The sequence below is a fragment of the Actinomyces sp. ICM47 genome, from assembly GCF_905369875.1.
Taxonomy (GTDB): Bacteria; Actinomycetota; Actinomycetes; order Actinomycetales; family Actinomycetaceae; genus Pauljensenia.
The window spans coordinates 12,837-26,799 of the sequence record NZ_CAJPJE010000004.1 but is presented as its reverse complement, the minus strand read 5'-3'; the positions used below and the strand labels follow the sequence as shown (position 1 = coordinate 26,799).

Genomic DNA, 13,963 nt, shown 5'->3' with positions numbered 1-13,963 from the left:
CATTTTCTATGGGCTTTTTCCGAGTTTCGTAGTAAGTGTAATCTGACCATTGATATTGTATTTGAGCAGTAAGTGTCGGTAGTATTGGTGCTCCAAAGGCTCGATGGAATGGGTATCTGTTACCCATTTTTATTTGCACTTTGGATAGTTTGCGTGGAAGCAAATCGCTGAACAGGAGAATTAATGCTTCAGTCATTACCAAGCCACGTGCGGGTACCACGGCTCGCACGCACCCGAGCGAAAGTCGCGCTCATCCTCACGTCCGTGTGCGCCCTCGTCGCCGCGGTTCTCGTCCCCTGACATCCCATCTGAATGCGCAGGCGGCTACCCAGGTTCCCGGAACCATCCCGTCCCTCGAAGGTTGGACCCCGGCCTCGGGCGCGTGGACCCCCGCCGGCGGTCTGCAGATCGTTCACACGGACTCCGCCGAAGCCGCCGGAGTCAGCGCCCTGCTGAGCCGCGCCCTCGCCGACTCCGGCATTAACGGCATCACCGACGGTACCAGCGATGCCCCCTCAACCAACGCTGTCAGTCTGACAATCGACCCGTCTCAATCACCCCTCGGCGATGAGGGCTACCAGCTGACCGTCACCGGAAACGGTGCCCAGGTCGTGGCCGCCACCCGCGCCGGCCTCCTGTGGGGTGCCCGCACCCTCGAGCAGGCAGTTCGCTCGGGTAAGGGAACCGTGCCCACCGGTAGCATCACCGACATCCCGCGCTTCCCCGATCGCGGCGTCACCCTGTGTGCGTGCGGCACCCACATCACGCCGGACTGGATCAACCGACAGATCGACCGCATGTCCGACCTGAAGATGAACTACCTGTCCCTCGAGCTGCGCATTAAGTCCGACAAGTACCCGGCCACGACCTCCTTCTCCTACTACACGAAGGATGAAGTCAAGGCCATCGTCGAACACGGCCGCGAGGTCGGCGTCCGCGTCGTCCCGCTCCTCAACGCTCCCGGCCACACTGGCACCATCCTCGGCAACTTCCCGCAGTTCCAGGTCGCCGACGACTCTGGCACGAAGAGCGCCAACCACCTCAACTTCATCGACCCCGCCGCCCAGCAGTTCTACTTCGACCTCATCGACGAATACATGGACGCGTTCGGCTCCACCGAATGGCACATGGGTGCCGACGAGTTCTTCTTCAAGCAGGGGCCCGGAGAGTTCACCAATTTTCTCGGCCAGGTCCGCGCCTCCTACGGTGACCAGTCGATGACTTTCGACGCTGCATTCAACGACTTCATCAACAAGGTCAACGCGCACGTCAAGTCCCGCGGCGGCACGCTGCGCCTGTGGAACGACGGTATCGCCGACATCTCGCGCACCCCCATCGACAAGGACGTCATCATCGAATACTGGGGCAAGGGCGAGTCCAGCCAGAAGGACGCCAACCGAGGCCTGCCCGCTAAGGACCTCGTCGACGCCGGCTACACCCTCGTGAACGCGTCCTCCGCCCTGTACTACTACCGCGATCAGCCCTCCTCCTACGTCATGCAGGTGCAGGGCCTCGACGGCGTGTACGGAAAGTGGATGATGAACTCGTTCTACCAGAACGAAGACTACACGGTGCCCGACGCCTCCATCCGCGGTGGTAAGGTCTCCATCTGGCAGGGAGGCCACGGCAAGGTGACCGACCATGAGACCGAGGCGTGGATCGCCGACGGCCTGCGCTACGGCGCTCAGATGTTCTGGAATGGCAAGACCCCGAAGGCTGACCCTGATGCGAAGGCCTTCAAGGCGCGCATTGACGCGCTCGGCGAACCTTCCACCTACACCGACCCCACCCGTGACACCCTCACTCCCGGCCAGTACACGATCACACTGGCCGACGGACAAGGCCTCAGCGTGACGGGCGGCACCCCGACCGTGGGCGCATCCTCCGACAACTGGGAGTTGGCCGCCACCCCCGACGGCTACTACCAGATCCGCTCGGTCAACTCGAACCGCTGCCTCGCCGTCTACTCCGAAGGCACCCCCAACTCTGAGACACACGTGTCCACCACCCCCGGCCACCCGGTGGTCGCCTACGCGTGCGCCGATGCGAGCCAGAAGTTCACCCCCACGGCTCAGGGCGACTACGCGACGCGTAACCCCCAGAAATGGGTCGCAGAACCAGCTGGCGACGGCTTCCGCCTGCGCAACGCCATGACCAACCAGTACCTGAGCGTCATCGACTCCGGCTACCTGTCTCGCCGTCCCAACGGCGGTGAAAAGACCGCCGAAGGCACCGTCGCGCAGCTGCCCCTCGACGTTACTGTCGACAGTGGCTCGGTCTTCACCCCCACCTCCCAGGCCTCCTCGACCTTCGACGTGAGCATCGCGCGCGAGGGCGACGAGGCGTACCCGAAGAACGCCCTGTCCGGCATGGACCGCGCCTCCCTGCCCATCATCGGCGACGACAACTGGGGCGAAAGCGTCCTCAATGTCTCCGTCACCAACAAGGGCACGGCAGAGGTCACCGGCATCCACCTGACCCCCTCCGTCTCCAACTCCTGGGCCCTCGCCAACGGCCCCCAGCCCATCGACCGCCTCGCCCCCGGCGAGACCCGCGTCGTGAAGTTCTGGGCGCGCCCCACCACCGAATTCGGTGAAGCGACCTTCACAGTCGACGTCTCTTACGCCGGCCAGAAGACCGTGGCCAGCGAAGGCCTCGTCGGCGTGTGCGGTTCCCGCATTAAGGCCGAGGCCGTGGCCGCCGACTCCGTCGAAACCCGCTGGGAGTACGGCGAGGAATACAAGGCCACCGACGGTGACCCCTCGACCTACTGGCACTCCCAGTACATCGACGCCAACAACGCCAAGCTGCCCGAGACCGACACCGCCCGCAAGTGGCCGCACTGGATCGACCTGAAGATCGGCGACGGCAGCACCGGATACGACATCTGTGCGCTCAGCTACACGCCTCGCGCCGGTGACGGCCCCAAGGCCTCGGGTCGCGCCAAGGACGTCCAGAGCTACCTCGCCGGCAGCCTCGACCGCCTCAAGGGTCAGGGTGACAACAAGAGCAAACCGGATGCACAGGGCAACCCCGCCCTCGCCACCTCGCTGGCGAACGTCCCCGGCACCGTCGACATCCCCGTCGCCGGCAACGGCTCCTACCTCCGATTCCGTGGCACGAATGCGCAGGGTGACGTCGCGGAGACTCTTACCGACGTCATGTCCGTCGCCGAACTCGGAGTCCGCGTCGGTCACGCCAACTGACACATAACAGAGGCGTCAACCGACGCATAACGACAGGGGAGGGGTTCGAAGAAAACCGTCCAAACGGGACTTCCTGCCCCTCCCCACACGTACAAAATGTGAGAGAATCGATCTCGACAAAACTGTCACTCGATTAGGAGGCTCCAAGTGCCTATCGCAACCCCTGAGGTCTACGCAGAGATGCTGAATCGCGCACGGGATGGCAAGTTCGCCTACCCCGCGATTAACGTGACCTCGTCCCAGACCATCACCGCTGCCCTCCAGGGCTTCGTCGAGGCAGAGTCCGACGGCATCATCCAGGTGTCCGTCGGCGGTGCCGAATACGGCTCCGGCTCCACCATCAAGAACCGCGTCACCGGCTCGCTGGCCCTCGCCGCCTACGCCTACGAGGTTGCCAAGAACTACGGCATCACCGTCGCCCTGCACACCGACCACTGCGCCAAGCAGAACATCGACTCCTGGGTCCGCCCCCTCCTCGAGATCGAGGCCGGCCAGGTTGCCGACGGCAAGCTCCCCACCTTCCAGTCCCACATGTGGGACGGTTCCGCGATCCCGCTCGATGAGAACCTCGAGATCGCGAAGGAACTGCTCGCCATGTCCGTCAAGGCCAACACCATCCTCGAGATCGAGGTCGGCGCTGTTGGCGGCGAGGAAGACGGCGTCGTTGGCGAGATCAACGAGAAGCTCTACACCTCCACCGCAGACGGCATCAAGACCGTCGAGGCCCTGGGCCTCGGCGAGAACGGCCGCTACATCACCGCCCTGACCTTCGGCAACGTGCACGGCGCCTACAAGCCCGGCCACGTGAAGCTGCGTCCCGAGCTGCTCGGCACCATCCAGAAGGAGGTCGCGGAGCACTTCGGCCTCGACCACCGTCCCTTCGACCTGGTCATGCACGGCGGCTCCGGCTCCACCGCCGAGGAGATCGCCACCGCTGTCGCCAACGGCGTCATCAAGATGAACGTCGACACCGATACCCAGTACGCGTTCACCCGCCCGGTCGTTGACCACATGCTGCGCAACTACGACGGCGTCCTCAAGATCGACGGCGAGGTCGGCGTCAAGAAGCAGTACGACCCGCGCACGTGGGGCAAGTCGGCCGAGGCCGGCATGGCCGCCCGCGTCGTCGAGGCCTGCCAGCGCCTGGGCTCCGACGGCACCCAGATGCGCTGAAACAATCGCTGAGAGCCGCCTAGCGGCCTGACGCGTGAGCCGCCCAGCCCCTGTGGGGCCGGGCGGCTTCGTCTTGCTTGTTGTCCCGCTGGTGTTCCGGGCGCCGTCGGGCCCAGCCGCCCGCGAGATCGCCACACGCGAGCCTGCGGCTCGGAGTGGTCGATCTCGAAGCCCGCCCTGGCCCTCCGGACCCTCCGGCGCCCTCCACACCGGCGGTGCCTGCGGTGCTGTGTGTGGTGGCGCACCGGCTCGTTGTCCGGCCAGGCTCTGCCGCCGCCCGCCGGCACCGCGGCCTGGCTCTCCTCTGGTCCCTGCGACACTACGCCAATCCCAGCAACGATGAGCGGCCTGGACCACAGCAGCATAAACAAACCCTCAACAACGTGCGCGCATGCCCAGTGGTGCAATGCCTGCCCATGGGGAGGTGTTCGTATCCGCGGTTGGGCTTGTTGGTGTGGGCGGTGCACCCGATCCGTAGGCATTGCACCCGTTCTGAACGGGTGCAGCGCCACGTAAGAGGTGCAGGGCCACGTAACGGGTGTAGTGCCCCGTGTGTGGTTGAAGCCCTGGATGTGGTTGGGCTTATCGCTCAGCGGTGTTACGCCACTTAGATGGGTGTTACACCTGGAGGGGTCTGAGTTTTCGGACCGTTTGTTGCGAGGTGAGGGCATGAGCATGAGTACAGCTCAGGCCTGCCGCGTGCTGGGTATCAGCGAGGCGACGTTGTGCCGATGGCGTCAGCGTTACGGGTCGATGAATCGTCGTGAGGCTAAGGAGCTGCGTGAGTTGCGCGAGCAAAACGCGCGCCTCAAACAGTTGCTGGGCCAAGCCGAGCTAGAGAAGGCAGCGCTGCGAGAGTTGGCAGAGGGAAACTTCTAAGCCTGGCGCGCAGGCACAAAGCTGTGAACCACCTTGTTGCCCAGGGGTTTTCTCAGCGTCTTGCGCGGGCGCGTTGCCGGGTTGTCCCGGTCAGCGTATTGCCGAGCCCGCGCGGCGGGTGGGTCAAAAACGCTGCGTGATCATGCGCCTGGGCGCCACCGGCACCCAGATGCGCTGAACCCTTCGCTGATGGTCGCCTAGCGGCCTGACGCGTGAGCCGCCCGGCCCCACAGGGGCCGGGCGGCTTCATGTTGTTTGTTGTCCCGACAGATCTTCGGCCGCCGCGGGGCCTGCGGTGCTGTGTGTGGTGGCGTGTCGTCTCGAAGCCCGGCCAGGCCCTGCCGCCGCCCGCCGGCACCGCGGCCAGGCCCCGCAGGCCTCGCGGTGCCCTCCCATCGGTGGCTTGTCGTTTGTGTGTTGCCCGGCCAAGCCCTATGCGGGCTTTGCGGTGCGTGCGCCGAGCATGAGGAGGCGCGCGATTGTTGCCGACAGTATGAGCGTGCCGACGCACACGTACATAAAGGGGCCGGGTGCCTCTCCGATAAGGAACCCTTCAAGCAACCAGGTGAGCAGGAAGAGACCGAAGAAGCCCCACATACATCTCGCTGCGCATGTCATCAGCCGGTGTGGCGATAGCGTGTGGATGCGCACCGTGATGAGACCGAAGAAGAATGCGAGCGGCAGTGGGATGAGTACGCCGAGGACAGTAAAAACAGCGCGGTAACCGAGGTACGGATACGTGTCGTATGCGTCGGTGACAAACAGGTAGGCCAGTCCTGACACACCAAGAAGAACGAGGCTGCTCAGGGCGGCGCCAACCCTCACGAGGAGGGAGCCTTTCGCTATGTGCGCCATGCTTTAGTATAAGCAGATGGTTACGTAGTGTAAAGGGTGTCGGTGGCTTTTTTGCTCTAGGTTCTAGCTAGGTTCTGCTAGATTCTAGTGGTTCTTGTAACGCCGGGAAGCTAGGCCGCGACACATTATGGTTTCCCTCCAATGTCGCACGTAATTCCCCCGTGGCTACTTAAAGGTATGAAATAGCATCGTTGGAATTACAGTGCTTTTGGGCTGTCTCAAAAAGTTACCAAATTAAATTACGTGCGACTTTTGTTGGGGAGGCGGGGTGTGACAGTGGGGTGGAGCGTCGTTAGTGGTGTGAGGTACCGACGGCGGGAAAGCTGGGCAGAGCAGCGGGGCGGGACCCCGAAGGATCCCGCCCCGTGTCGCTAGCGACCCGCCTCACGAGCGGTTTGCCTCGTGCGCTCGCATCACAGATGGCTACTGCCCGCGTTGAGCACGAGCCGCGCTCACTGCTGCGGAGGCTTCGGGATGGAGGCGTCGCGCACGCCCTCCTCAACGGCCTCGGAGATGGTGGGGGAGACGACCTTGGCACCTACGAGCGCCGTGAACATCTGCTGCAGGTCCAGGCCCAGCGAATCGCCCAGGCCCGCGTTGATCTGGCTGATCGACTTCGTGATGTCGCCGACCATCTGGGCGTTGTTGCCTTCGCCGTACATGGTGATCGTGTCGACCTTGGACAGCGGCTCGGCCACGGCGCGAGCGACCTCAGGCAGGGCGCGGAAGTACATCTCCAGGACGGCCGCCTGGTTCATCTTCGTCATGGCCTCAGCCTTCTTTTCGAGGCCCTCGGCCTCGGCCGTCAGCTTCGCGCCAATCGCGGACGCCTCGGCGCGGCCACGCGCCTCAATACCCTGGGCCTCGGCGAGCATGGCCTGCTTGTCGGCGTCGGCCTTCTTGGTGCGCTCGAAGGCCTCGGCCTCGGCCTGACGCTGACGCGCGTACAGGGCCGCGTCGGCCTTCTTCTCGGCGGCGTAGCGCTCGGCGTCGGCCTTCGCGTTCACTTCGGCCTGCAGGGCCTGCTTGGTGACGACGACTTCCTTCTCTTTGATGACCGCCCGCTGCTCCTGCTTGACAATGTCAGCCTGCGCGGTCTCGCGCTCAATGTCGCGGCGCTGAATCTGCGACTGGATCTCGTAGGCGGCGTCCGCCTTCGCCTTCTCGGTGTCGGCCTCGACCTTCAGAGCCGCCTGGCGCTTAGCGAGGTCCGTCTGCTTCTGGGCGATTTCCAGCTGCGAGGCGACCTGCGCGTCGTTCGCTTCCTTCTGGGCGATGGCGGTTGCCTGCGCGACCTCCTTCTGTGCGTTCGCCTTGGCGATGGCGGCGGTCTTGCGGATCTGCTCGGTGTTGTCGATACCGAGATTGTCGATGACGCCGTTCTGATCGGTGACGTTCTGGATGTTGAACGCGACGATCAGGAGACCCATCTCCTCCAGGTCCTGCTTCGCGTTCTCCTGGACGCGCTCGGAGAAGGCGGCGCGGTCGGTGATGATGTCGGTGAGCTTCATCTGGCCGATGATGGCGCGCAGGTGCCCCTCAAGGGTGTCGCGTACCTCCTCGGAGATCTCGGAGGTCGTCTTGTAGAGGAAGTTACGCGTCGCTGCCTTGAACAGCGTGTCATCATCGGTCGCGATGCGGACCTTGACGGCCGCGTCGACGCGCACGTTGATGTAGTCGTTGGTGGGAACGAAGTCCGTGGTCTGAGCGTCGACGGAGATCATCGAGGCGGTCATGGTGTCCACGCGCTCGAGGAGGGGAATCTTCCACCCTGTCTTGCCGTGGAGGACGCGCTGGCCACGCGGGCCGGAAATGACCTTGACTTCGCCCGGGGAAGCGGACACGAAGCTTGCCCACAGGAAGAGGGAGATGAGGACGAATGCAGCGACGATGAGTGCCGCGATGGTTACGAAAGGCATGATTGGTGCTTTCAGGTGAGGGGTGCGACGCGCTCGTGGGTGGCGCCGCGCAACTGGTCAGAATAGCAGCGTCGGGCGTGTGACTCAATGCATCGTCTCATTCTCGGGTGACGAGGCCGTGGCTGGGTGCCGGTGGAAGGTAGGAGCGTTGAAAGTGCCGGAAGGGGTTGCTTATGATGGGGGCACGCGGGTCGGCTGCCGCGAGTGAGTGAGCGCCCACCGTTGGGCCGCACGGGAAGGACACGGGTGTCATGAGGAAAACGCTGATCATCATTGTGTCGGTCATCGTCGGAGCGATTATTGGCACTGTTGTTCTCGTGTTCGGGGTGCTTCCCGCGTTTGAAGATGAGTGCGCGGGGGACGAGTGCACACAGACGGACGGCCCCACTCTCGTTCCTGTTCCGCTTCCGACGAGGACGCCCACACGGGAAATGGCTTATAAGCCGGTCCTGTACCTGTATCCGCAGGAGGAGCGGCAGCTGGCGGTGACACTGGACGTTGAGGGTGAGCTGGGGACGGTGTATCCCGCCCCGGAGCGTCAGGTGCAGAGGGAGGAGGGGACCCGGGCCTCGTGGACCATCAGTGCCGCGCCCGATGGCACGCTGACCGACGCGAGTGGGCGCAGCTACCCGTATTTGTTCTGGGACGGGCCGGTCTCCTTGACGTCTCCCGAGCAGGGCTTCGTCGTTGCGCGTGAGGATGCGGTGACGTTCCTGGAGGAGAAGCTGGGACAGCTGGGTCTGAGCGACAAGGAGGCAGCTGACTTCATCACCTACTGGGCACCGCGCATCCGCGCGAACGAGTACACGTTCGTGTCCTTCGACGCCTCCTCCTACGCTCAGCAGGTGACCTATTCGTTCGCGGACGAGGCCGGTAACCAGGTCGTGCCCGACACCTTCATTCGGGTGTTCATGACGATGCGCAAGGCGGACGCCTCCACGGTTGTCACGCCGCAGAATTTCGCTCCGACACCGACGCGCAGCGGCTTCACGGTCGTCGAGTGGGGCGGCGCGGAACAATAACTTTCTCGGAACTGACCACGCGGCGAGCGAAAACGCATGCCACGCGACACAATGGAACAATGTGTGGTGAGATGACCTCGCCACGAACAGGAAGGTAGTGACATGGCCCAGGACTGGACCCGCATTGAAGGCATGATCATCGGTCACGAGCTGGACCCCAGCGCCGTCGCCGGCGAACTGAAGAAACGCGCGATCCTCGCTCAGATCGAATGGTTCCCCTCCTCGCCGCAGCTGCTCGGCCTCAACGTCGCGGTTGCCGATGAGTGCGTCGCTACCGTCCCCGCGGGCGCGACGACAGTCGTTCCCGGCCCGACCCCCGCGGAGCTGGCCGACGAACTCGCCATTCTCTTCAAGGCTGAAGTCCGTATCGGCAACGCCAGCGCCGACCACCTGCCCGAGGGAGATTCGCCACTGGGTAAGGTGTGGCCCTCGGAGGAGGAAACGACCGAGGCCACAGAGGCAAAGCCCACACGCGTCGTTGAGATCGGCCGCACCCCCGCGTCGTCCGTGCCGCTCCTGGCGGCGCTTGAGGGCGTTGACCTGGGGGACCTGGAGCTGTCCGACGATCACCGCGCGCTCCTCGCGGAGCTACCCGCCGAGAAGGAAGGCTGGAACTTCGGTGACCTGCCGCTCGTCACCCTATCCGTCACAGACGGCGAGTTCCAGGTGTTCCTTGTGACCGACGACCACCTCGAGCACATCGTGTCCCACAACTGGGGCATGGACGCGGCCATCGTGCCCGGCGGCCACGACAAGGCCCAGGACCTGCCCGGCGAGGTCATCGACCTGGTGGGCGATCGCCTCGACCTGCTGGCCATCGCCCGAGCCGTGCCCGGTGCCGACGCTGACGCCCTGTGGGCCTCCGTGGCAACCACGGGCGAAGAATCCGTGTGGAAGGTCGTGCGCGCCCTCGGCCTGCCCGGCTCCGTCGCGGGTTTCCTCCTGGGTACTACCGATGCTGAGGACGTCGAAGGCGTCACCGTGCACCTCGCGCGTGGCATTTCCAACGCGATCGGCCGCAGCGTGGACATCATGATGGGGCAGCCCCAGTCGATGGTCAAGCCCCTGTGGAACTCCTACGAGTCGGTCGCCGTCGAACGCCCGTGGATCATCCACGCCGCCGTCGCAGCCGAGGCAATCGTCGGCGTCAGCATGCTGGTAGCCGCCGTGCGCGCCCCCGCGCCTCGCTCCGGCTGGCTGCGCTTCGCCGGCATCGTCGGCGGCCTCATGGTCGTCGACTCAATTGCGGAGCTGTCGCTCGCCAAGCACGTCTCCAAGCGTTTCGCGCGCCGCGCGGGCGAGGCGTAAACCCTCAAAGCCTGATGTAGGACGGCTGGGGTCGCTCACGCGACCCCAGCCGTTGTGTCTGCCGCGAGCGAGCGCGCCCGCTCCCCTTACCGAGCCAAGGCCTCGGCGGGGAAATCCTGCGGGCGGTCGGTGAAGATGCCGGTGACGCCCCACGAGGCCAGCTCGCGCGCCTGGTCCACGTCGTTGACGGTCCACACGTTGACCTCAAAGCCTGCGTCGCGCATCGCGCGCACGTCGGAGGCCGTCAGCCCCTTGACGCCGGGATGGATGGCACTCGCGCTCAGCGCGGCCGCGCCTTCACGCCACTCGTCGGACGCGCGCTCGATGAGCCAGCCGAGCGCGACGGTGGGGCAGGCCTCGTGGAAAGCGGCGAGCAGCTCGTGATCGAAGGAAGAGACGATGAGGCGGGAGGGGACCTTCTCCCCGCGCAGTGTGACAGCCAACGACTCGATGAGGCGCTCGCGCAGGCGCGCGCCGCCCGCGCAGGGCTTGATCTCCAGATTGACACCCATCTGCTGAGCGTGGGCGAAGGCGAGGGCGTCAGCCGCCTCGGGGATACGCTCAAAACGATAGGTGTCGGAGAACCAGCGGCCCGCGTCTAGGCGGCGAATATCCGAGAACCCGAGCTGGTAGTAGGATCCGGATCCGCTCGTCGTACGGTCCAGGGTGTCGTCGTGAATGACGATCAGCGAGCCGTCTCCGATGATATCCACATCGAACTCGAACCAGCGAGCACCGACCTCCATGGCCTTGGAAAACGCGGCGATCGTGTTTTCCGGCGCGAGCGAGGACGCGCCACGGTGGGCGAAAATACGGGGAAAATCGGACATGGATGCTCCTAGGGTGATCGGTGCGGGGCTACCCCGTCACCAGAGGTCGGGGTGCGTCGCCGCACTAAACATGGAGGAACGGCCGGGTCCGGGTTCGATGAGGACGGCCTCGTCTCGCTTGGACGGCAAAATGTTATGCACGTACGAGGCCAGAGCCTCGTCACGCGACACATCGTGGCCGACCTGCTGGGCCATGTACCAGCGGTGCTCCAGGTACTCGTGGTAGAGCTGGGCGGGTTCGAGCTTGCCGGCCAATTCTCGGGGAATCGCGCGCACGACGGGCGCAAAAACGTCGGTGAGCCACTCGTGCGCAGCCTGCTCGAGGGGCACGTCCTGCATACCGTGTGTGGCACGCCACGCGTCAATGTCACCGAGGAGCCGACGCGCCTGGTGCTCGCCGACATCCATGCCGGTCAGGCGCATGAACTTACGGTTGTGATGGCCGGCGTCGACCACCTTCGGTTGAATGACCAGGTGTTCGCCCGCATCATCCGACGCCATGTGTAGCTCGGCGACGTCAAAACCCAGGTCGTTGAGGCGACGGATACGCTCACTGACCAGATACTGGCGCTGGTCATTGGGCAAGTATTCTTCGGCGGTGACCTCGTTCCACAGCAGGTCGTACTGGGTGCGGATGCGGTCGCCGACGTCAATCGGGTCGGCGTCCATGGGGAAATAGCCGCCAGCCTGAAGGTCCATAAGTTCGCCGATGATGTTCGTACGCGCCAGGTCCACGTCGTATTCGCGCTGGCCGGGGGTCAGCTTGGGGTGCAGCTCGCCGGTTTCGGCGTCCACCAGGTAGGCCGCGAACTCTCCCGCGTCGCGACGGAAGAGCGTGTTCGACAGGGAGACGTCGCCCCAGTAGAAGCCGATGAGGTGCAGACGCACGAGCAGCAGGGCGAGGGCGTCGATGAGGCGTGTTGCCGTGTCCTCGCGCATCGACAGGGAGAACAGGGCGCGGTAGGGGAGCGAGAACTGCAGGTGCTCGGTGATCAGGACCGCGTTGAGTTCCTCGCCGTCGCGCCCGATGCGTCCCGTGATGACCGCGACCGGGTCGACGGAGGGTGCGTCCAAGCGCGAGAGGGCACGCAGGATATCGTACTCGTGGTGTGCGACCGTCTCACCGATCTCCTTGACCGCCAGGACGCGGCCGGACAGGTTCACGAACCGCACGATGTGGCGGGAAATGCCGCGGGGGAGCGCCGCGAGCAGGGACGACGGCCACTCCTCCAGTGGAATATCCCAGGGGAGGTCGAGGAGCGCGGGGTCGACCGCGGCAGCCGTAATGTCCAGAGCCATATACCTATTGTCTCATTTTCTGACCGTCATGACTAACTCGCAGCTCAGCGGCCATCACTTCGCGGTGTAGAACACGTATGTACGAACGTGCCCCGGCCTCGTCTGGGAGATGAACAGACGAGGCCGGGGCAAGTCAGCAGGGCAGCGCGAGCTTGCGTGTCACTCGGGCAGACGAACGCCCGTGGCAGCCGAGAAGTTGTGCTGCTGGCCTTCGCGGATGCGCACGTACAGGACGCCGCCGCGACCGGGGGCAGTGCGCGGGGGAACACGCACGATCAGCTGCTTGTTGGTGCCCTCGGCACCGGAACCCAGACCCTCACCACGCTCGTCGCCGACCAGGTGGCCGTAGACGTAGGCGTCAGAGCCGAGTTCCTCAACGAAGTCAACCTCGACGGGGATGGTGCCCTCGACGCTCTCGTCGACGACGTCCAAGCCCTCGGGGCGGAAGCCGATCTTGATCTTTCCGCCATCCTCGGGAGTCAGTGCCGCGCGGGTGGCCTCCGACAGGGGCACGCGTGCCGGTCCGATCTTCGCCCACTCGCCGTCCACCGTGAAGGTGCCCAGGTTCATGGCGGGGGAGCCGATGAAGCCGGCAACGAACTCGTTGGCGGGACGCTCGTACATTTCCTGCGGGGTGCCGATCTGCTGGAGGAGGCCACCGGCGAGGACCGCGATGCGGTCGCCCATCGTCAGGGCCTCGGTCTGGTCGTGGGTGACGTACACGGTGGTGACGCCGAGCTCACGCTGCAGGGAGGCGATCTGCGTACGGGTCTGCACACGCAGCTTCGCATCCAGGTTCGACAGCGGCTCGTCCATGAGGAACACCTGGGGCTTACGAACGATCGCGCGGCCCATGGCGACGCGCTGACGCTGGCCACCGGAGAGGGCCTTGGGCTTGCGGTCCAGGTAGGGCTCCAGGTCGAGGATCTTCGCGGCTTCTTCAACGCGCTTGTTGATCTCCTCCTTGGATACACCTGCGATCTTCAGGGCGAAGCCCATGTTTTCGCGCACGGACATGTGCGGGTAGAGCGCGTAGTTCTGGAAGACCATCGCGATGTCGCGGTTCTTCGGGGGAACGTCCGTGACGTCCTTGTCGCCGATGAGGATGCGACCGCCGTTGACGTCCTCCAGGCCTGCGAGCATGCGCAGGGAGGTGGACTTACCGCAGCCGGAGGGGCCGACGAGGACGAGGAACTCACCGTCCGCAATGTCGAGGCACAGCTGGTCGACAGCAGGCTTATCGGCACCGGGGTACACGCGGGACGCGTGATCGAAGGTTACGCTTGCCATGTTCAATTCCTTCCCACCGGCAGGTACGTGCCGGACGATCCGTTGTGGGGCGACCGTGGAGCGTCTTCGCCCACGGGGTACGAACGCGGATCGTTCCGCGCGCGACCAAGATTGAACGTATCATGTCAGCGCGTTTCTGTATAGTTCCGGCCATCAGGTGGATTCCCCGGCCTCGACTCGGG

Annotated in this window: 10 protein-coding genes; 5 read left to right on the top strand and 5 right to left on the bottom strand. The window is 64.6% G+C overall.

Going from position 1 to position 13,963, the window contains the following annotated elements; genetic code table 11:
* Nucleotides 1–266: 266 nt before the first annotated feature.
* The 3 genes from QZ149_RS01490 to QZ149_RS01480 all read left to right on the top strand — a co-directional run bounded on the left by QZ149_RS01490 (nucleotide 267) and on the right by QZ149_RS01480 (nucleotide 5,258).
* Nucleotides 267–3,206, top strand: a complete 2,940-nt coding sequence (locus QZ149_RS01490; RefSeq protein ID WP_291449092.1) for a family 20 glycosylhydrolase — start codon at nucleotides 267–269, stop codon at nucleotides 3,204–3,206.
* A 147-nt stretch (nucleotides 3,207–3,353) separates the two neighbouring features.
* Nucleotides 3,354–4,379, top strand: a complete 1,026-nt coding sequence (fbaA, locus tag QZ149_RS01485) for a class II fructose-bisphosphate aldolase (RefSeq protein WP_291449088.1) — start codon at nucleotides 3,354–3,356, stop codon at nucleotides 4,377–4,379.
* A gap of 669 nt (nucleotides 4,380–5,048) precedes the next feature.
* On the top strand, nucleotides 5,049–5,258 hold the full coding sequence (locus QZ149_RS01480) for a transposase (RefSeq protein ID WP_291449085.1): 210 nt from the start codon (nucleotides 5,049–5,051) through the stop codon (nucleotides 5,256–5,258).
* Nucleotides 5,259–5,690: 432 nt separating this feature from the next.
* Here QZ149_RS01480 and QZ149_RS01475 read toward each other — a convergent pair whose 3' ends face one another.
* The gene (locus QZ149_RS01475) at nucleotides 5,691–6,113 is read right to left on the bottom strand and encodes a hypothetical protein (protein WP_291449083.1); all 423 of its coding nucleotides are present in this window, start codon (nucleotides 6,111–6,113) and stop codon (nucleotides 5,691–5,693) included.
* Nucleotides 6,114–6,565: 452 nt separating this feature from the next.
* Nucleotides 6,566–8,032, bottom strand: a complete 1,467-nt coding sequence (locus tag QZ149_RS01470; protein ID WP_291449080.1) for a flotillin family protein — start codon at nucleotides 8,030–8,032, stop codon at nucleotides 6,566–6,568.
* Between the two features lie 251 nt (nucleotides 8,033–8,283).
* On the opposite strand from QZ149_RS01470, the gene QZ149_RS01465 reads away from it, so the two are divergent.
* Complete coding sequence (locus tag QZ149_RS01465) at nucleotides 8,284–9,054, top strand: hypothetical protein (RefSeq protein ID WP_291449077.1); 771 nt, start codon at nucleotides 8,284–8,286, stop codon at nucleotides 9,052–9,054.
* Between the two features lie 102 nt (nucleotides 9,055–9,156).
* Complete coding sequence (locus QZ149_RS01460) at nucleotides 9,157–10,362, top strand: hypothetical protein (protein ID WP_291449074.1); 1,206 nt, start codon at nucleotides 9,157–9,159, stop codon at nucleotides 10,360–10,362.
* An 86-nt stretch (nucleotides 10,363–10,448) separates the two neighbouring features.
* Here the strand turns inward: QZ149_RS01460 and QZ149_RS01455 are convergent, their stop codons facing one another.
* The 3 genes from QZ149_RS01455 to ugpC form a co-directional block, all read right to left on the bottom strand.
* On the bottom strand, nucleotides 10,449–11,192 hold the full coding sequence (locus QZ149_RS01455) for a glycerophosphoryl diester phosphodiesterase (protein ID WP_291449072.1): 744 nt from the start codon (nucleotides 11,190–11,192) through the stop codon (nucleotides 10,449–10,451).
* Nucleotides 11,193–11,228: 36 nt separating this feature from the next.
* Nucleotides 11,229–12,491: a DUF4032 domain-containing protein gene (locus QZ149_RS01450; protein WP_291449069.1), complete on the bottom strand. Its 1,263-nt coding sequence runs from the start codon at nucleotides 12,489–12,491 to the stop codon at nucleotides 11,229–11,231.
* 159 nt (nucleotides 12,492–12,650) lie between these two features.
* Nucleotides 12,651–13,781, bottom strand: coding sequence for a sn-glycerol-3-phosphate ABC transporter ATP-binding protein UgpC (gene ugpC, locus QZ149_RS01445; protein ID WP_291449066.1), 1,131 nt, complete (start codon nucleotides 13,779–13,781; stop codon nucleotides 12,651–12,653).
* Nucleotides 13,782–13,963 lie beyond the last annotated feature (182 nt).